Consider the following 17113-nt stretch of genomic DNA (forward strand, 5'->3'; position numbering starts at 1 on the left):
GTAGCCTGTAGGAGTGAGCACAACACCTACCCGCGTCTTCGTGGCGCGCCTTTTGGGACTCGACGTCTTCGACCCGCTGGGCGACCGGCTGGGCCGTCTGCGCGACGTCGTTGTGCTCTCCCGCGGCACCCAGGGAGCCCCGCACGTGGTGGGCATCGTGGTGGAAGTGCCCGGGAAGAAACGGGTGTTCGTGCCCATGACGCGCATCACTTCGATCGACCAGACCCAGATCATCTGCACCGGCCTGGTCAACCTCCGCCGCTTCGAACAGCGCGGCGCGGAAACGCTGGTGGTGGCCGAGATGTTCGACCGCCGGGTGACCCTCCGCGACGGCAGCGGCGACGCCACCATCGAAGACATCGCCATGGACCAGCACCGCTCGCGCGACTGGTTCGTCAGCAAACTGTTCGTCCGCCGCGGCCACTCCCTGTCCCCGCTGAGCCGGCTGCGCCGCAACGAAACGCTCATCATCGACTGGGCCGACGCCCAGCAGGGTCCGCGGACCGAGCCGCAGGCCGCCACGCAGTTCGTGGCCAACCACGAGGACCTCAAGCCCGCGGACTTCGCCGAGGCCCTCCAGGAGATGAGCGACAAGCGGCGTTTCGAAGTGGCGAGCGAGCTGCAGGACGAACGTCTCGCCGACGTCCTGCAGGAGCTGCCGGAGGATGACCAGGTGGAGATCCTCTCGGCCCTTGACGTCCAGCGCGCCGCGGATGTGCTCGAGGAGATGGATCCCGACGACGCCGCCGACCTCCTGGGTGAGCTGCCGACGGCGCAGGCCGAGGAACTGCTCCAGCTGATGGAACCGGAAGGCGCCGAGGACGTGCGCCGCCTGCTGGAATACGACGAGGACACCGCGGGCGGCCTGATGACCCCGGTGCCCGTGATCCTGCCCCCGGAGGCCACCGTCGCCGAAGCCCTCGCCCACGTCCGGCGCGAGGAGCTCTCCCCCGCCCTGGCGTCGTCGATCTTCATCGCCCGCCCTCCCCTGGAGACGCCCACCGGCCGCTTCCTGGGCGTGGTCCACATCCAGCAGCTGCTCCGCTTCCCGCCGTTCGAGGCCCTGGGAAACCTGGTGGACAAGAACCTTGAGCCACTCTCCGACCAGGCCCACATCAGCGAGGTTGCACGGACCCTGGCCACCTATAACCTGAACTCCCTCCCGGTGATCAACGACGCCGGCCGGCTTGTGGGGGCGGTGACTGTTGATGACGTATTGGATCATTTGTTGCCGGACGACTGGCGCGCCCACGATGGCGAAGCCCCGATAAGAAAGCTCGGTGGCCGCATTGGCTGATATCAGTGCTCCGAAGAACCCCAACCAGCGGAACCTGGCCAAAGCGGAATCAAAAGGCAGCCTCGACACACCCCTAGCCGGCCGCCAGCGGATCCTGCCAGCGTTCCGGCCCGACCCGGACGCTTTCGGACACGCCACCGAGGCCTTCGCCCGGTTCATGGGCACGCCCCAGTTCCTGGTCTACATGACCATCTTCTGCATCTTCTGGCTGGGCTGGAACACCTGGGCCCCTGCCGACTGGCAGTTCGACTCCCGGGACCTCGGCTTCACCCTCCTGACCCTGATGCTGTCGCTCCAGGCCTCCTATGCTGCGCCGCTGCTGCTGCTGGCACAAAACCGGCAGGACGACCGCGACCGCGTTTCGCTCCAGCAGGACCGCCAGCGCGCAGAACGGAACCTGTCCGACACCGAGTACCTCACCCGCGAACTCGCCTCCCTGCGCATTGCCCTGCGCGAGGTCGCCACCCGCGACTACGTCCGGGCCGAACTGCGCTCGCTCCTTGAAGACCTGCTTGAAGCCCAGGAAGAACTCCGGACCCACGACCCATCCACCCCGGGCTCGCACGAGTCGCCGCGGGAGAAGGTCAAGGACAAGCTGCGTGAACAGCGTGACAGGCAACGGAACCCCCGTACCCAGCAGATTCCGCGGGTCAAACCCGGGCACTCCGCCCACGACCGCTAGCCCCTCCCTGCACGAAAGCCGGTTTTGCAGCCAATGAGCGCCCCCCTGGATACTTCAACGCCCTCCGGATCCCCGCTGGCCCAGGCGGTCCATGCTGCCCTGGCCACAGTCATCGACCCTGAGCTGCGCCGGCCCATCACGGAGCTGGGCATGGTGGATTCGGTGCAGGTGTCCGACGACGGCAGGGTGGCGCTGGCCGTGTTGCTCACCATCGCCGGCTGCCCGCTGCGGGACACCATCACCGCCGATTCCGAGAAGGCGCTGTTCGCCGTCCCGGGCGTCACCGCCGTCGACGTCGAACTCAAGGTAATGGACCAGGCCCAGCGGGACGCGCTCAAGGAAAAACTCCGCGGCGCCGGCGCCCAGCGCACCATCCCGTTCAACCAGCCAGGCTCGCTGACCAAGGTGTACGCCGTCGCCAGCGGAAAGGGCGGGGTGGGAAAATCTTCGGTCACCGTCAACCTGGCCTCTGCCCTGGCGGCGCAGGGACTGCGCGTGGGCATCGTGGACGCCGACGTCTACGGTTTCTCCGTGCCGGCGCTGATGGGCATCACGCAGGCACCCACACAGGTGGATGACATGATCCTGCCGCCGGTCGCCTACGGGGTGAAGGTGATCTCCATCGGGATGTTCGTCACCGGCAACCAGCCCGTGGCCTGGCGTGGTCCCATGCTGCACCGTGCCCTGGAACAGTTCCTGACCGACGTCTACTTCGGCGACCTCGACGCCCTTTTCCTGGATCTGCCGCCGGGCACCGGTGATATCGCCATTTCCGTGGCCCAGCTGCTGCCGGGCGCTGAGATCCTGGTGGTCACCACCCCCCAGGCCGCAGCCGCAGACGTGGCCGAGCGGGCCGGTGCCATTGCCACCCAGACGGGCCAGAAACTGGCCGGCGTCATCGAGAACATGTCCTACCTGGAGATGCCCGACGGCGGGCGGATGGAACTGTTCGGCAGCGGCGGCGGCGCCGTCCTGGCGGAGAGGCTGAGCGCCACGGTGCGCACGGACGTACCGTTGCTGGGCCAGATTCCGCTGGACATCCAGCTCCGCGAAGGCGGGGACGCGGGCGTGCCGATCGTGCTGGGCCAGCCGGGGACGCCGGCAGCCACAGCACTGGCGGACATCGCCGGGCGTCTCGCTGCTAAGCCGCGGGGCCTGGCCGGGATGAAGCTGGGCCTGCAGCCCCGCTGACGTGGGGCGCAACGCAGTACGGCGGCGCGCCGGGCCTAGGTTGCTTCGGTGTCGAACGGCGCGGCCTCGCCCGCGGGCAGCCTCTCCACCACGCGTTCGGGCCGGGCAGGGGCCGATGCGGCTGCCGCGGCCGCGCCGGATACCGCCGCCACGGCGGCGGGCGCACCGGCGCTGACCGGCTTGGTGTCGTCGTCGAGCAGCGCTTCCTTGATGATGCGCCGGGGGTCGTACTGGCGGGGATCGTACTTCTTCCAGTCGACATCATCGATGTCGATGCCCACTTCTTCCTTGATCTGCTCGCGGGCGCCGGAGGCCATGCGCCGGACTTCCTTGACCAGGTTCGCCAGCTTTTGGGTATATTCGGGCAGCCGCTGGGGGCCGATCACCAGCACACCGATGATCAGCAGAAGGATAAACTCCGGGCCGTTGATACCAAACACTTTAGGAAGATTACCCTCTCCGGGCTGTGAGCGACGATTCCCGGCCAGCCGCCGGGGAAAGAGTCCGTGTCACGGCGCGAACAGCGCCGCAATCCTGTTGATTCCGCGCTCCAGCCGCGTTCCCAGGGGCTCCCCCGGCGCCGCCGGTGGCACCTGCGCAATGGAGGCATCCACGCCTTCGGCGGCGGTCTCGGCCAGGCGCTGGAGGATGGGCACGGCGTCGTCGGCCTGGTCCGCGGGAAGGTCCGAACGGTACGTGAAGGTGCGGCCGGCGGCACGGTAGGTGGCGGACCACGGCGAGGTGCCCCACACCTGCAGGAGCCCGTCGCCGGGGGCACCGCCCGCCTCGGCTGGATCCGCCGTATCCGGGCTGACCGGGTGCTGTTCGGTGATGGTCGCATGGTGGGAGCCGTCGGTGAGGCGCAGCTCCACGGCGGGCTGGCCTTCGACCACCAGCGCCCGGGCGGCCTCCAGGTGGAAGCCCATGGATTCCAGTTCGGGGCAGGCCCAGCCGTCGGACCGCAGTCTGCCCACCTGCTCGGCGTTCAGGGTCCTGCCGTCCGCGGGCGTTTGCGACGAGACATGGGAAAACGCTGCCGCACTTCCCGGGGCGTTGCCGGTCAGGGGATCACCCGCTGCGGCAAAGGCTCCGACCGCAAGCACACCGGCGGCGGCAACGGTGCCGCCGGCGGTGATGGCCAGCGTCCGTGCCGCCGTGCGCGGGCCCCCATCCGGGGCCGGAACAGGCTGGGCGGCGAGCTCGGAGGTGCGTGAGAGCAGCCGCTGGGTCAGGTCCTGGCTGGCGGGCGGGATGGGCGCCGTCCGAAGGCGTTCGAGGTACTGCCGTTCCCGGCGCACGGTGGCGGCACAGTCGTGGCAGGCCTGGAGGTGGCTGCTGGTGCGCTGGTGCCTGCCGCTGAAAGGGAACTGGGACTTCATGCGCCGATCAGAGGATCCCGGCGATGCGCGGCATCGATAGCTTGCGGCGGGACTGCTGCGGGCGGGGATCCCGGTGGGCGAGCTTTTCCCGGAGCATGGTCCGTCCGCGGTGGATGCGTGAACGGACCGTGCCGAGCTTGACGCCCAGGGCCTCGGCCACCTCGTCGTAGGACAGGCCCTCGAGGTCGCACAGCACCACGGCCGCCCGGAAGTCCGGCGGAAGCTCCTCCAGGGCCGCCTGGACGTCCAGGTCCAGGTTGTTCAGCTCAAAGCTCTGCTCGGGCCCGGGCTCGCGGCCGGGAAGCCGGGACTCGGCGTCCTCTGCCAGGGCATCGAAGCGGATGCGTGTCCTGCGGCGGGCCTGGTCCAGGAACAGGTTGGTGGTGATGCGGTGCAGCCAGCCGTCGAGCGTTCCGGGCTTGAAGTTCTCCAGCGACCGGAAGACCCGGACGAACACCTCCTGGGTGAGGTCCTCGGCGTCGAACTTGTTGCCGGTCAGGCGGTAAGCCAGCCGGTAGACCTTCGCCGAATGGTTGGTGACCACTTCTTCCCAGGTGGGACGGACCCACTCATCATCGGGATTGTTTGCTGCAGGGACAGGTGCCACAACTGAAGATGACATCGTCCACTCCCCTCGTGGAATGCTAACGCCCGGATACTGTTGACATCTCTGATTCGGCGCCCGTCACCTTTTGGATGAGCGGATACCCATCATGTCAAACTTGGCTGGGAATTTCCTGACTGCGGGCGCACTTCAGCCTTGGGCGCAACAGCGGGCTTCCACGGCCCGGACGGCCGGACACAGTAGGCTTGGGGAGAAACTCCCCCCTTCCGCCCAGAAAGCGATGATCCATGAGCGCCGACAAGTCCAGCAGCTGGTCCTATGCAGAAGATCTGCCCGCTGAGGATGAGGTCATGCTTCGGGCCAGGGAGCGCTCGTTTGAACTGGGTGTCAGCGCCATCAGCCCCGGCGTGGGCGCCGTCCTGACGGTCCTGGCGGCAGCCTCCAAGGCGCAGACCGCCGTCGAGATCGGCACGGGCGCGGGTGTCTCCGGGGTGTGCCTCCTGCGGGGCCTGGGTCCCCAGGCAGTCCTGACCACCATCGATGCGGACGTGGAGCACCTGCGCGCCGCCCGCGAGGCCTTTGCCGAGGCCGGCAGCCCCGCCAACCGGACCCGCACCATTTCCGGCCGCGCGGGCGACGTCCTGCCGCGGCTCACCGACGGCGCGTACGACCTCGTCTTCATCGACGCGGACAAGCCCGGGCTCCCCGGCTACGTGGAACAGGCCATCCGCCTGCTCAAGCGCTCGGGCCTGCTGGTCATCAATGACGCCCTGGACAAGGACAAGGTGGCCAACCCGGCCGGACGCGAGCCCAACACGGTAACCCTGCGGCAGGTGGGCAAGGCGATCCGCGACGACGAGCGGCTGGCTTCGGCGATGCTGCCCACCGGGGACGGCCTGCTGGTGGCCGTCAAGAAGTAGCCGGCCCGAAACAGGGCAGGGCCCCAAACAGAACAGGGCCCGCAGCGCGAGGCCGCGGACCCTGTCCGGCACAATTACTCGGTGACGCCTACCAGGCAGTCCTTCAGGTTGGCTGCCTCGGCAGCGTTCAGTTCGACCACAAGGCGCCCGCCGCCTTCGAGCGGGACGCGCATGATCAGGCTGCGGCCCTCCTTGGTGACTTCCATAGGGCCGTCGCCGGTGCGTGGTTTCATCGCCGCCATGAGGAATTTCCCTCCATTTTGTCCCAGGACTAATCAGCCCGGGCGGGCTGCGTCCGCATATCGATCAGGCTGCGATGGCGGGGTGGATTCCCACCGCCAAGGCTGCGCGTTTTCTGAATGCTTTTGTCCTTGCTTACCTATCATTATCGCGGAATTACCCGCCCGTAGCTAATCGATGGACATTTCCGGCAACCGGTAATTCCCGGCCTGACCTGCGCCGAAGCTCCCATCCCTAGGGCGGATAGTCACCGCCGCCGGGCAGTTGCGCCCACGCCCACAGCCACACGATCCAGACGATCTGCAGCAGCACGAACATCGCTATCACGGTCCCCCGGTAGGCCCGGGACCGGGACAGCAGCGCCGCGCCCAGGGCCAGCGGAAACAGCGGCAGCAGCATCCTGAAAGTGCTGGTCTGGGGGTGCAGGAACACCAGCAGGTACCCCATGTAGCAGGCGCACCAGAGCCGCAGCTCGACGCCGAGCCGCACCACCGGGGGAAGGAACAGCAGCACGGCAAAGAGGGCCACGAAGACCAGGGGTGCGAGGACGCCCAGCACGGGGCCAAAAAGGTCGACGCCGGTGTCGAACCAGGGCTTGAACGGCACCAGGTCGTGCCCGCGCCACACAGTTTCTGTCTTGGTGTAGGCCAGCGGGTCGCCGGTGGCAGCCCAGGCAGCCGCAGGCCAAGCAAGGGCTGACAGACCGGCGACGGCGGTAAGCCCGGCCAGCGCCGCGAGGTCCCCGAGGGAAGGGGCTTCTTCGCCGGGCGCACCCGGCCTGCCGCCCCTGAACCGCGCCACGGCACGGATCACCAGCAGCAGGCCCAGCGAAGCCGCGAAGGGCACGCCCACCGGCCGGGAAAGGCACAGCAGGACCACCACGGGGATGGCCCAGAGGTACTGCCGCCGCACCACCAGCAGCAGCGCCGTGGCCAGGAGCAGGAGCGAGAGCGGCTCGGCATAGGGAACCTGGAGGACGGCGGAGACGGGGAAGGTCGCGAAAAAGGCCACCCCCCACATGGCCGGCCCGTGCGCAGCCCGGCACCGGAAGAGCGGGTAGACCACCAGGGCGGCACCCCAGCCCGCCAGCATGGCGATGAGGGTCAGCGACGCGGCGGGCTTCAACCCCGTGAGGTTGCCCAGCCCCCCTGCCAGCGCCGGGAAAAGGGGGTAGAACGCCCACGTATTTTCCTGCACGTTGCCGGCAGCGTCGGTGGGCAGGACCGCTGGGTAACCGGTGGCGATGACCTGCGCGTACCAGCGGGCATCCCAGATGTTGATGAAGTTCCAGTAGTCGGGTTTCGGGGCAAACCAGGGGTTGACGCCCTGATGCAGGGCGGCGGCCATGAAGATGCAGGCGCTAACCAGCCGGGCGCCGCCGTAGACCGCGGTAACCTGCAGCCACCACGGCCACCGACGGACGGCCGAGGCCAGCTGCTGGGCCAGCGCGGCGGCAGACGCCAGGGGTGCCCCGCGCGTCACGGTGCTCACTGCCCGCCCTGTCCTGCGGGCTCATTGCCGTGCCCGCCACCGGGCCCGTCCGGGGCACCTGCCGCGGGACCGCCGTCGGACGCGCTCCGCAGTGCCGCCACCTGGCCACGCAGCTGTGCCACCACGGCGTCCCGGGCGGCCAGCTGGTCCCGCAGTTCATCCAGCACCTGGTCCACCTGGTCCATCCGGTACCCGCGCAGGCCGAGGGAAAAGCGCACCCGGTTCACATCCTCCGGACCGGCGTGCTCCGGAAGCAGCACGGGAGGCAGGTTGGCCGGGGGCTCTTCGAAACCGCCGTCCAGCGGGGCCGGCAGCGGCGATTCGCCTGCCTTGCTGTTCCGCCGGCCCAGGCCGGCCCAGAAAACCGCCGCGACCAGGGCGACGGCGAGGAAGACCAGAAAGAAGCTCACGGTTCCATCGTGCCAGACCGCTGCCCGAACCCGGGGCCGTGGCTACTCGGGCCGCTGCTCGCCGTTCAGCGCCGGAGTGACCGCCTCGTGCAGGACGCGGTCCACGGCTTCTGCGGGGGTGTCCACGAGCTGGATCAGGTCGAGGTCCTTCTCGGAAACCATGCCTTCGGCCACGAGGGTGCCCTTGATCCATTCGATCATCGGCCCCCAGAAGTCGACGCCGAGGAGCACGATCGGGAAGGACGTCACCTTCCGCGTCTGCACCAGCACCATGGCCTCGAACAGTTCGTCGAGGGTGCCCAGGCCGCCGGGCAGGACAATGAATCCCTGGGCATATTTGACGAACATGGTCTTGCGGGCGAAGAAATAGCGGAAGTTGATGCCCAGGTCCACCCACTGGTTCAGGCCCTGCTCGAAGGGCAGCTCGATCCCCAGGCCCACCGAGACTCCGTTGCCTTCGACGGTGCCGCGGTTGGCCGCTTCCATGGAGCCCGGCCCGCCTCCGGTGATGACCGCGACCCCCGCCTCGGCAAGCTTGCGCCCCACTTCGACGCCCATCTCGTAGTACGCGCTGCCGGGCTTGGTGCGGGCCGAGCCGAACACGCTCACTGCCTTGCCGATGTCCGCGAGGGCGCCGAAGCCCTCGACGAATTCGCTCTGGATCCTCAGGACGCGCCACGGGTCGGTGTGCACGAACTGGCCCGGACCCTTGGTATCAAGCAGGTGTTGATCCGACATTTCCACGGCAGCCTGTTTGCGGCGCAGCTCAAGGGGCCCCTTACGGCGCGGCTGGGAATTCTTGGCCGGATCTGCATTGATGCTCATTCCCCTAGGCTAACCTCCAACTCCAGGTATCTCTTGAATCACGATCAGCGCGAACTTGGGGTGATTGGGGTCATAACGCATCGTTGTTCGCTAGATTCTTTCCTATGACTACTCATGTGCCCGGCGATGCTCTCGTCTCCCTGAACGCCGTTAACAAGCATTACGGCCAGCTGCACGTTCTCAAGGACATCAACCTGCAGGTCCGCAAGGGCGAGGTTGTTGTGGTCATCGGGCCCTCCGGTTCCGGTAAGTCCACCCTCTGCCGGGCCATCAACCGCCTGGAAACCATCGAGGGCGGAACCATCAGCATCGACGGCAAGGTCCTGCCCGAGGAAGGCAAAGAACTCGCCCAGCTGCGTGCCGACGTCGGAATGGTCTTCCAGTCCTTCAACCTGTTCGCACACAAAACGATCCTCGAGAACGTCACCCTGGGCCCCATCAAGGTCAAGGGTGTCTCCAAGGCGGCCGCGGAGAAGGACGCCATGGCCCTCCTGGAGCGCGTTGGCGTGGGCCACCAGGCACCCAAGCTGCCGGCCCAGCTCTCCGGCGGCCAGCAGCAGCGCGTGGCGATCGCCCGGGCCCTGGCCATGAAGCCCAAGGTCATGCTGTTCGACGAGCCCACGTCCGCGCTGGACCCCGAGATGATCAACGAGGTCCTGGACGTCATGGTCCAGCTCGCCAAGGAAGGCATGACCATGATCGTGGTGACGCACGAGATGGGCTTCGCCCGCAAGGCCGCGGACCGCGTGGTCTTCATGGCGGACGGCCAGATCGTTGAGGACGCCACCCCGGAGGAGTTCTTCACCAACCCGAAGAGCGACCGCGCGAAGGACTTCCTGTCCAAGCTCCTGACCCACTGATCCACCCGAACACCACACTTCAGTTCGCATCCAGGCCGGAAACCCACGGCCATCAATGAAAGGAATGTCATGAAGGCATTTATGTCCCGGCGGAAATCCTTCGTCGTGGCGGCCACCGCCGCCCTCGCCCTGTCCCTGAGCGCCTGCGGCGGCGGGGATTCCGGCGGTTCCGCCAACCCGAGCCCGGTAGAGAAGCCGACGTTCGCGGCCGGCACCACCATGGCAAAGCTTTCCTCCGCCGGCACCATCAAGATCGGCACCAAGTTCGACCAGCCGCTGTTCGGCCAGGTGGGCCTGGACGGCAAGCCTGTCGGTTTCGACGTTGAAATCGGCAAGCTGATCGCGGCCAAGCTGGGCATCGCCGCGGACAAGATCGAATGGTCCGAGACCGTTTCCGCCAACCGCGAGCCCTTCATCGAACAGGGCAAGGTGGACATCGTCATCGCCACGTACACCATCAGCGACAAGCGAAAGCAGGTTGTCGACTTCGCCGGCCCGTACTACGAGGCAGGCCAGGCCCTGATGGTGAACAAGGACAACGACGCCATCAAGAAACCTGAAGACGTCAAGGGCAAGAAGGTCTGCTCCGTCACCGGCTCCACCCCCGCCGCCACCATCGTGGACAAGTACGGCGCCGAACTGGTGCCCGCCGCCACGTACTCCGCCTGCCTGGAGCCGCTGCGGAACAAGCAGGTCGAGGCAGTGACCACGGACAACGTGATCCTGGCCGGCTTCGTTGACAAGGAACCGGACGCCTTCAAGCTGGCCTCCGACGAAACGTTCACCAAGGAGCCCTACGGCATCGGCCTGAAGAAGGGCGACACCGAGTTCCGCAACTGGATCAACGACCAGCTGGAATCCTTCGAGAAGGACGGCTCCTACAAGAAGGCCTGGGAGGCCACCGCCGGTTCGGTCATCAAGACCGCCCCGAGCCTGCCGGCCATCAACCGTTACTAAGTAGCGTCCGCCGCGCTGCCGGGGCTGCACAACGGCCCCGGCAGCACCGCCTTCATCCGTCCACGCATACAGCCGAAGGATCTTATGGACGTCATCATTGAAAACCTGCCCCTGTATTGGAACGGTTTTCTCCGCACCCTCTTTTTGTCCGCCGTCTCCGGCATCTTCGCGCTGATCCTTGGCACCCTGCTTGCCGCAGCGCGCGTTTCCCCCGTTGCGGCACTCCGCGGTTTCAGCACCGTCTACGTGGAAGTGCTCCGCAACACCCCGCTGACCATCGCGTTTTTCTTCGCAGCCGTCGTGCTCCCCCGGATCGGGGTCAAATTCGAGCAGTTCGAGATTGCCGCGATCATCGCCCTGAGCACCTACACCGCCGCGTTCATCGCCGAAGCTGTCCGCTCGGGTGTCAACAGCGTGCCCGTCGGCCAGGCCGAGGCAGCACGCAGCATCGGCATGAAGTTCGGCCAGGTGCTCTCCCTCATCATCCTCCCCCAGGCACTGCGGACCGTGATCCCGCCGCTGATCAACATCCTGATCGCCCTCGTCAAGAACTCCTCGGTGGCCGGCGCCTTCTTCGTCCTGGAGCTGTTCGGTTACGGCCGCCAGATGGCCAACGCCAACGGCGACGCCGTCATCACTGTCCTCCTGGGCACCGCGTTCTTCTATCTGCTCCTCACCGTCCCGCTGGGAATCCTTGCCAACACGGTGGAACGAAAGGTGGCGATTGCCCGATGAGCTCCGTCCTGTACGACGTCCCCGGTCCCAAGGCCCGGCGGATCTCGCTGATCGCGTCCATCGTCGGGGGCCTCCTTATCCTCGGCCTCCTGGCCTGGATCGTCATGACCCTCGCCCAGCAGGGCATCTTCGAAGCCCGCCGGTGGCAGATCTTCACCCGCGCCGACGTGTGGCGGCTGCTCGGCAACGGCCTGGGCTCCACCCTGGCAGCCGCAGCACTGGCCGCCGTCATCGCCTTCCCGCTGGGCCTGCTCCTCTGCCTGCTGCGCATCTCGGACGCCGCGGCGATCCGGGTCCCCATGCGGGTCATCCTGGAGTTCCTCCGCGGCATGCCGGTGGTCCTCATGATGCTCTTCATCCTGCTGGGCTTCGGCACCTCCGCGTTCGTCGCCGTCGTGGCGGGCCTGGTGCTGTACAACGCCGCGGTGTTCGCCGAGATCATCCGCGCCGGCATCCAGTCCCTTCCCCGCGGCCAGCGCGAGGCGGGCCTCGCCATCGGCCTGACCAGCTACAAGTCCCGCATGCTCATCGAGCTGCCGCAGGCGATCCGGCGCATGATGCCCTCGCTGGTGGCGCAGATGGTGGTCCTCCTGAAGGACACGTCGCTGGGCTACATCGTGGCGTACGGCGAGCTCCTCCGCGCGGTCCAGGTCATGGCGGACTTCCTGGGCACGCAGTACCTGTTCCCGATCTTCTTCGTGGCGGCAGCGATTTACATCGCCATCAACATCTCGGTGTCGCGGCTCGCGGTGTGGATCGAGCGGCGCGGCTCCAAGAAGGCCGCCGGCGGCACGGCGAAGGCCGAACCGGACGTCCTGGAAGCAGCAGCCCCCTGATCCTGGCGGCAGCTACGGAAAAGGTCCGCAATTCCCACGGGAATTGCGGACCTTTTTCGTTGGCTGCCAGCCGGCTTCCCAGGTGTCAGCCGGCAAGCCAATCCTGCAGGGCCCGCAGGCAGTTCCGGATGGCGTCGGCGTGCACGTGCTCGTTGTCCTTGTGCGCCAGGAGCGGATCACCCGGACCGAAGTTCACCGCCGGGATGCCCAGCTCGCTGAAGCGTGCGACGTCGGTCCAGCCGTATTTGGGCTTGGGCTCGGCTCCCACGGCGGCAACGAAGGACGCGGCGGCCGGGTGCTGCAGCCCGGGCCGGGCACCGGCGGCGGCATCGGTCCGGACCACGTCGAAGCCGGCCAGCAGTTCCCGCACGTGGGCTTCGGCCTGGTCCGGGGTCTTGTCCGGCGCGAACCGGTAGTTGATCTCCACGACGCAGCGGTCCGGGATGACATTGCCGGCCGTTCCGCCGTTGATCTTTACCGCGTTCAGGCTCTCGCGGTAGTCCAGCCCGTCGACGTTGATGGTCCGGGGCTCGTAGGCCGCCAGCCTGGCCAGGATCGGCGCGGCAGCGTGGATGGCATTGCTGCCCATCCATGCGCGGGCCGAGTGGGCTGCCTCCCCCACCGTGCTGGCCTCGAACCGGCTGGTGCCGTTGCAGCCGCCCTCCACCGTGCCGTCCGTCGGCTCCAGCAGGATGGCGAAGTCGCCCTGGAGCAGGTCGCCGCGGTTCCGGACCAGGCGTCCGAGGCCGCTCTTCACGGCCTCCACCTCCTCGTGGTCGTAGAAGACGAACGTGACGTCGCGCCTGGGCTGCGCGCCGCCGTCGAACAGGCCTGCTGCCAGCGCGAGCTGGACGGCCACCCCGCCCTTCATATCCGTGGCGCCGCGGCCGTAGAGGATCCCTTCCCCCGGCACACCGGACTCCCACGACGACGGGACGGTGCCCTTGGCACCCTCCGTGAGGGGAAGCGGGACCGTGTCCAGGTGGCCGGCGAGGATGACGCGCTCACCCAGGCCAAGTTCGGTGCGGGCAACGATGGCATCGCCGTCGCGGAGCACGGTGAGCTCCGGGATGGCCTGCAGGGCGTGTTCCACCGCATCGGCCAGGGCGCGTTCGTTGCCGGACACGCTCTCGATGTCCATGATGGCGGCGGTCAGCAGCGCCACGTCCTGGCGGAGGTCGAGGGTGGTTACGGCAGCTTCGGGCGCGGTTTCGGCAGTCACGAAGCCAGTCTAGTTCGAACCGGCCACCCCGCCCTCGATAGACTGGGGCACATGACTGAGACCGCTTCTTCCGCCGTGCCCGAAACCTTGAACACCGCCGCTGGCGAACGCTCCGCCCACGGCTTCGGCGTGGCCACCATTTCCACAGCCGGCAGTGACGCCACTGTCCTTGACGTCTGGTTCCCCGCCCCTTCGCTGGGTGTTGCGGCCGAGAATCTCCGTTCGGTGGAAAACGCTGACGAAGCCCTGACGCGGATCGCCGAGGACGGCGCCGACGAGGACCGCGGCACCGAGCAGAAAGTGGTCTTCGTCCAGATCAACCTGGACGAGGCCCCGGCTGACACCGCAGACGCCTACCTGCGGCTGCACCTGCTCTCCCACCGCCTGGTCCGGCCCAACACCATCAACCTGGACGGCATCTTCGGCAAACTCCCCAACGTCGTGTGGACCAACTTCGGCCCGGCAGCGGTCGAGGACTTTGAGCTGACCCGCGCCAAGCTGCGCCGCCGCGGAGCCGTCACCGTCTACGGCGTGGACAAGTTCCCGCGCATGGTGGACTACGTCGTCCCCAGCGGCGTACGGATCGCCGACGCCGACCGGGTCCGCCTGGGTGCGCACCTGGCCGAAGGAACCACCGTCATGCACGAGGGCTTCGTGAACTTCAACGCCGGCACCCTGGGCACCTCCATGGTCGAAGGCCGGATTTCCGCGGGTGTCGTGGCCGGCAACGGCAGCGACGTCGGCGGCGGCGCCTCCATCATGGGCACCCTGTCCGGCGGCGGCAAGGAGAAGATCACCATCGGCGAACGCGTGCTGCTGGGTGCGAACTCCGGCGTCGGCATCAGCATTGGCGATGACTCCGTGGTGGAGGCGGGCCTGTACGTCACGGCCGGCACCCGCGTGCGTGTGCTGGGCCCGAAGGACGACGACGGCGAGGAAACCACCAAGGTGGTCAAGGCCGCCGAGCTCTCCGGCGTGCCCAACCTGCTGTTCCGCCGCAACTCCACCAGCGGAGCGGTGGAAGTCCTGGCACGCAAGGGCCAGACCGTTGAGCTGAACGACGCCCTGCACGCCAACTGACGTTCGTCATGGCACGCAGACGCAGCCTGCGCCGCCTGGTGGTGCTGCTGCTGGCCCTCGCACTGGTGGCCGGCGGCATCTACACTGCAGTGTTCTTCGTGCAGCGTTCCGAAACCCTGGTGTCGGAACGCTGCACCGCCACGGCAGGCAACCGGTCCGCGGAACTGGCCCCGGACCAGGCCGTGTACGCCGCCCTCATCACCGCCGTGGCCGTGCGGCGCGGACTGCCGCCCCGGGCAGCGAGCATCGCGCTGGCCACCGCCATGCAGGAATCCAAGCTCCGCAACATCGGACACGGCGACCAGGCAGGACCCGATTCCCGCGGCCTCTTCCAGCAACGGCCCTCCCAGGGCTGGGGCACAGAGGACCAGATCATGGATCCGTACTACGCCGTCAACGCCTTCTACGACGCGCTGGTGAAGATCCCCGGTTACGAGACCCTCGACATCACCGACGCTGCCCAGCAGGTCCAGCGCTCAGCCCACCCGCAGGCCTACGCCCAGCACGAGGACATGGGCCGCGCCTTCGCTTCGGGCCTCACGGGACAGACCCCCGGGGCGGTGCAGTGCACCCTCCGTTCCGCGACTGCCGGTGGCGATCCCGCCGCAGTCGCGTCTGAACTGGACCTCGCCTACGGCGGCGTGAACGCCGAAACGGCGGCGGGCAGCGTTGTGGTGGAAGCCGGCGGAACCCAGGCGTGGTCCATTGCGCAGTGGGCGGTGGCCAATGCCAAGGATCTCTCCGTCACCCGGGTGGAGGTTGCCGGGCACACCTGGCAGCGTTCCGCCGACGACGGGTGGCAGGAGTCGGGCGCCCCGGAGGGCCAGGTGCGCATCACCCTGCGTCAGGACGACGGCGCCTGACGGCCGCCGCTGCAGCGTCCGCTGGTTCCGGGTTCAGGCCAGGATTTCCAGGACCGGCTGCACGTAGCTGCGGAACAGGTCGGGCTGGCCCATCAGCTGCTGGCTCATGATGATCTTGTCAGGTTCCAGGTACCAGGCGCGCTGTTCGTCCAGCGGCAGTTCGATGATGGTCAGCGTGAAGTCCCGCGCGTCCCGGCCCACTTCCAGCAGCCGGTCATCCACCATGTCCTGGAGGAGCTGGCCGGTTCCTGTGGCCACACGCTCGGCTTCCAGCTCGGCGTACTCGCTCCGGCGCTCCCTGGCCCAGGTGAGGGCAGAACCGAAATGGGCCTGCAGGACCCGTTGGAGGGCCGGGGAGTTGCCGAACGCCTCGAAAGAGGGCGGTGACAGCTCCGGCGCTGTCTGCGGGTGGGCCTTCAGCAGTTGTTCCCACCAGGCCTCCCACTCGGTCTTCAGCGCACTCACCCCGCCAACATCCGCCGTCAGGTGTGAGTGGTTGCCGGAGCGGACCTTTGGTGCGGTGTGCGACAGCATGGGCCGCCCCACCCCGTTCAGGCCGGCTGCGTCCCGGACGTACAGCGCAATCATCATCGGCCCCGACGTGTCGGTGGTGATGTGCCACCCTGAACCGCTTGCGTGCTGCATCCGAAGTCCTTCCCTGGCGTACTCATACCGGTCGTGATGGTCCGGTCCGGCGTACCGGCTTTCAGTCTATTCCCGCAGGCAGTCCGCGGTAGTGCAGGACAGGTGTCGGATCGGCCGGCGCACTTACCGCGCCAGCCCGTCCAGGTGCCGGTTGAGCACGTCGCGGCACATCTGTGCGGTCATCCACTCCGGCTGCAGCAGAGCGTGCAGGCACAGACCGTCCAGCGCGGCCAGGAGCCGTTCGGCCTCAAGCACCAGGCTCTCCTGCGGTTCGTCCTCCGGCAGCACGGACGCCACGATGCCGCCAACGATGGCTGCCACTTCCCGGTGGCTGCGGTCGGCCTCGGCGGAAAGGAAGGCCCTGATCCGGGCCGCGTTCTTGAACGCCAGCCAGGCACACACCTCCAATGCGCTCTCCTCATCCAGGGGCAGTATGCCGCCCAGCAGCGCCAGGACGGCTTCCCGGTGCGCGCTGCTTCCAGGGGCGGCGCCGCGCACCGCAGGGAGGAGACCCGAGAGACGCCGCAGGATACGGTCCACCACGGTGGCGAACGAGAAGGCCAGCAGTTCATCGCTGCCGGAAAAATAGTGCCGCACGGACCCCACGGCCAGGCCTGCCTCGTCGGCCACCTCCCGCAGCGATGCGCGCTCCAGCCCGTCCACGGCGATGATGCGCAGCACGGCATCCACCACGTCCTGCCGCCGGACGTCCGCATCAACTATTTTGGGCACTCCTCTTTTTAGCACATCCGTGCTTCCAACTTCCGGGCCGTCCTGCCCGGCGTGACCGGCATCCGGGTCACAGGGGCGGCGGCAACAGTTCCTGGGATAGCGTTGGAGTCATGAAAATCTTGGTTACAGGGGGCACCGGCTACATCGGTTCCCACACCGTCCTTTCCCTGCAGGAAGCCGGCC

Annotated in this window: 21 protein-coding genes; 11 read left to right on the forward strand and 10 right to left on the reverse strand. The window is 67.6% G+C overall.

What is annotated here, in order from left to right:
• Nucleotides 1–13: 13 nt before the first annotated feature.
• Genes ACYSM9_RS11940 through ACYSM9_RS11950 form a run of 3 tightly spaced genes read left to right on the forward strand, consistent with a single transcriptional unit; the run spans nt 14 to nt 3170 of the window.
• Nucleotides 14–1297 (forward strand): magnesium transporter MgtE N-terminal domain-containing protein, encoded by a 1284-nt coding sequence (locus tag ACYSM9_RS11940; RefSeq protein WP_461857176.1) that lies wholly within the window; start codon nt 14–16, stop codon nt 1295–1297.
• Nucleotides 1281–1979, forward strand: coding sequence for a DUF1003 domain-containing protein (locus tag ACYSM9_RS11945; RefSeq protein ID WP_461857177.1), 699 nt, complete (start codon nt 1281–1283; stop codon nt 1977–1979). Before ACYSM9_RS11940 ends, ACYSM9_RS11945 begins: the two co-directional genes overlap by 17 nt.
• A 33-nt stretch (nt 1980–2012) precedes the next feature.
• Nucleotides 2013–3170: an Mrp/NBP35 family ATP-binding protein gene (locus tag ACYSM9_RS11950; protein WP_461857178.1), complete on the forward strand. Its 1158-nt coding sequence runs from the start codon at nt 2013–2015 to the stop codon at nt 3168–3170.
• 35 nt (nt 3171–3205) lie between these two features.
• On the opposite strand, the gene ACYSM9_RS11955 is transcribed toward ACYSM9_RS11950, so the two are convergent.
• The 3 genes from ACYSM9_RS11955 to sigE form a co-directional block, all read right to left on the reverse strand.
• Nucleotides 3206–3610, reverse strand: coding sequence for a Sec-independent protein translocase family protein (locus ACYSM9_RS11955; RefSeq protein WP_461857179.1), 405 nt, complete (start codon nt 3608–3610; stop codon nt 3206–3208).
• Between the two features lie 69 nt (nt 3611–3679).
• The gene (locus ACYSM9_RS11960; protein ID WP_461857180.1) at nt 3680–4549 is read right to left on the reverse strand and encodes an anti-sigma factor; all 870 of its coding nucleotides are present in this window, start codon (nt 4547–4549) and stop codon (nt 3680–3682) included.
• Nucleotides 4550–4556: 7 nt separating this feature from the next.
• Nucleotides 4557–5171, reverse strand: coding sequence for an RNA polymerase sigma factor SigE (gene sigE, locus ACYSM9_RS11965; RefSeq protein ID WP_461857181.1), 615 nt, complete (start codon nt 5169–5171; stop codon nt 4557–4559).
• Nucleotides 5172–5401: 230 nt separating this feature from the next.
• Between sigE and ACYSM9_RS11970 the strand changes: the two genes are divergently transcribed.
• Nucleotides 5402–6034, forward strand: a complete 633-nt coding sequence (locus tag ACYSM9_RS11970; protein WP_461857182.1) for an O-methyltransferase — start codon at nt 5402–5404, stop codon at nt 6032–6034.
• 74 nt (nt 6035–6108) lie between these two features.
• On the opposite strand, the gene ACYSM9_RS11975 is transcribed toward ACYSM9_RS11970, so the two are convergent.
• From ACYSM9_RS11975 to ACYSM9_RS11990, 4 genes are all read right to left on the reverse strand, one after another.
• The gene (locus tag ACYSM9_RS11975) at nt 6109–6276 is read right to left on the reverse strand and encodes a DUF3117 domain-containing protein (RefSeq protein ID WP_102973820.1); all 168 of its coding nucleotides are present in this window, start codon (nt 6274–6276) and stop codon (nt 6109–6111) included.
• 232 nt (nt 6277–6508) lie between these two features.
• Nucleotides 6509–7765 carry a hypothetical protein gene (locus ACYSM9_RS11980; protein WP_461857183.1) on the reverse strand — a complete coding sequence of 419 codons (1257 nt, stop codon included), beginning with the start codon at nt 7763–7765 and terminating at the stop codon, nt 6509–6511.
• Nucleotides 7762–8175: a DivIVA domain-containing protein gene (locus tag ACYSM9_RS11985; RefSeq protein ID WP_461857184.1), complete on the reverse strand. Its 414-nt coding sequence runs from the start codon at nt 8173–8175 to the stop codon at nt 7762–7764. The genes ACYSM9_RS11980 and ACYSM9_RS11985 overlap by 4 nt, the downstream gene beginning before the upstream one ends.
• Before the next feature lie 42 nt (nt 8176–8217).
• Nucleotides 8218–9000, reverse strand: coding sequence for an LOG family protein (locus ACYSM9_RS11990; protein WP_461857185.1), 783 nt, complete (start codon nt 8998–9000; stop codon nt 8218–8220).
• 104 nt (nt 9001–9104) lie between these two features.
• Between ACYSM9_RS11990 and ACYSM9_RS11995 the strand changes: the two genes are divergently transcribed.
• From ACYSM9_RS11995 to ACYSM9_RS12010, 4 genes are all read left to right on the forward strand, one after another.
• Nucleotides 9105–9860 carry an amino acid ABC transporter ATP-binding protein gene (locus tag ACYSM9_RS11995; RefSeq protein ID WP_026265670.1) on the forward strand — a complete coding sequence of 252 codons (756 nt, stop codon included), beginning with the start codon at nt 9105–9107 and terminating at the stop codon, nt 9858–9860.
• Nucleotides 9861–9929: 69 nt separating this feature from the next.
• Nucleotides 9930–10817, forward strand: a complete 888-nt coding sequence (locus tag ACYSM9_RS12000) for a glutamate ABC transporter substrate-binding protein (RefSeq protein ID WP_461857186.1) — start codon at nt 9930–9932, stop codon at nt 10815–10817.
• An 84-nt stretch (nt 10818–10901) separates the two neighbouring features.
• Nucleotides 10902–11552, forward strand: coding sequence for an amino acid ABC transporter permease (locus tag ACYSM9_RS12005; protein WP_461857187.1), 651 nt, complete (start codon nt 10902–10904; stop codon nt 11550–11552).
• On the forward strand, nt 11549–12388 hold the full coding sequence (locus ACYSM9_RS12010; RefSeq protein ID WP_461857188.1) for an amino acid ABC transporter permease: 840 nt from the start codon (nt 11549–11551) through the stop codon (nt 12386–12388). The genes ACYSM9_RS12005 and ACYSM9_RS12010 overlap by 4 nt, the downstream gene beginning before the upstream one ends.
• Before the next feature lie 85 nt (nt 12389–12473).
• Here the strand turns inward: ACYSM9_RS12010 and dapE are convergent, their stop codons facing one another.
• Nucleotides 12474–13610: a succinyl-diaminopimelate desuccinylase gene (gene dapE / locus ACYSM9_RS12015; protein ID WP_461857189.1), complete on the reverse strand. Its 1137-nt coding sequence runs from the start codon at nt 13608–13610 to the stop codon at nt 12474–12476.
• Between the two features lie 51 nt (nt 13611–13661).
• On the opposite strand from dapE, the gene dapD reads away from it, so the two are divergent.
• Nucleotides 13662–14690, forward strand: a complete 1029-nt coding sequence (gene dapD, locus ACYSM9_RS12020; RefSeq protein WP_461857190.1) for a 2,3,4,5-tetrahydropyridine-2,6-dicarboxylate N-succinyltransferase — start codon at nt 13662–13664, stop codon at nt 14688–14690.
• Nucleotides 14691–14698: 8 nt separating this feature from the next.
• Nucleotides 14699–15553, forward strand: a complete 855-nt coding sequence (locus ACYSM9_RS12025; RefSeq protein ID WP_461857191.1) for a hypothetical protein — start codon at nt 14699–14701, stop codon at nt 15551–15553.
• Between the two features lie 33 nt (nt 15554–15586).
• Here ACYSM9_RS12025 and ACYSM9_RS12030 read toward each other — a convergent pair whose 3' ends face one another.
• Both ACYSM9_RS12030 and ACYSM9_RS12035 read right to left on the reverse strand, forming a co-directional pair.
• Entirely contained in the window at nt 15587–16198 is a 612-nt protein-coding gene (locus ACYSM9_RS12030; protein ID WP_461857192.1) for a hypothetical protein, read from the reverse strand.
• Between the two features lie 123 nt (nt 16199–16321).
• Complete coding sequence (locus ACYSM9_RS12035) at nt 16322–16930, reverse strand: TetR/AcrR family transcriptional regulator (protein WP_461857193.1); 609 nt, start codon at nt 16928–16930, stop codon at nt 16322–16324.
• A 110-nt stretch (nt 16931–17040) separates the two neighbouring features.
• On the opposite strand from ACYSM9_RS12035, the gene ACYSM9_RS12040 reads away from it, so the two are divergent.
• Nucleotides 17041–17113, forward strand: a 73-nt coding sequence (locus ACYSM9_RS12040) for an NAD-dependent epimerase/dehydratase family protein (protein WP_461857195.1), incomplete at its 3' end; no start/stop codon positions are given.

This window comes from Arthrobacter sp. C152, assembly GCF_054890965.1.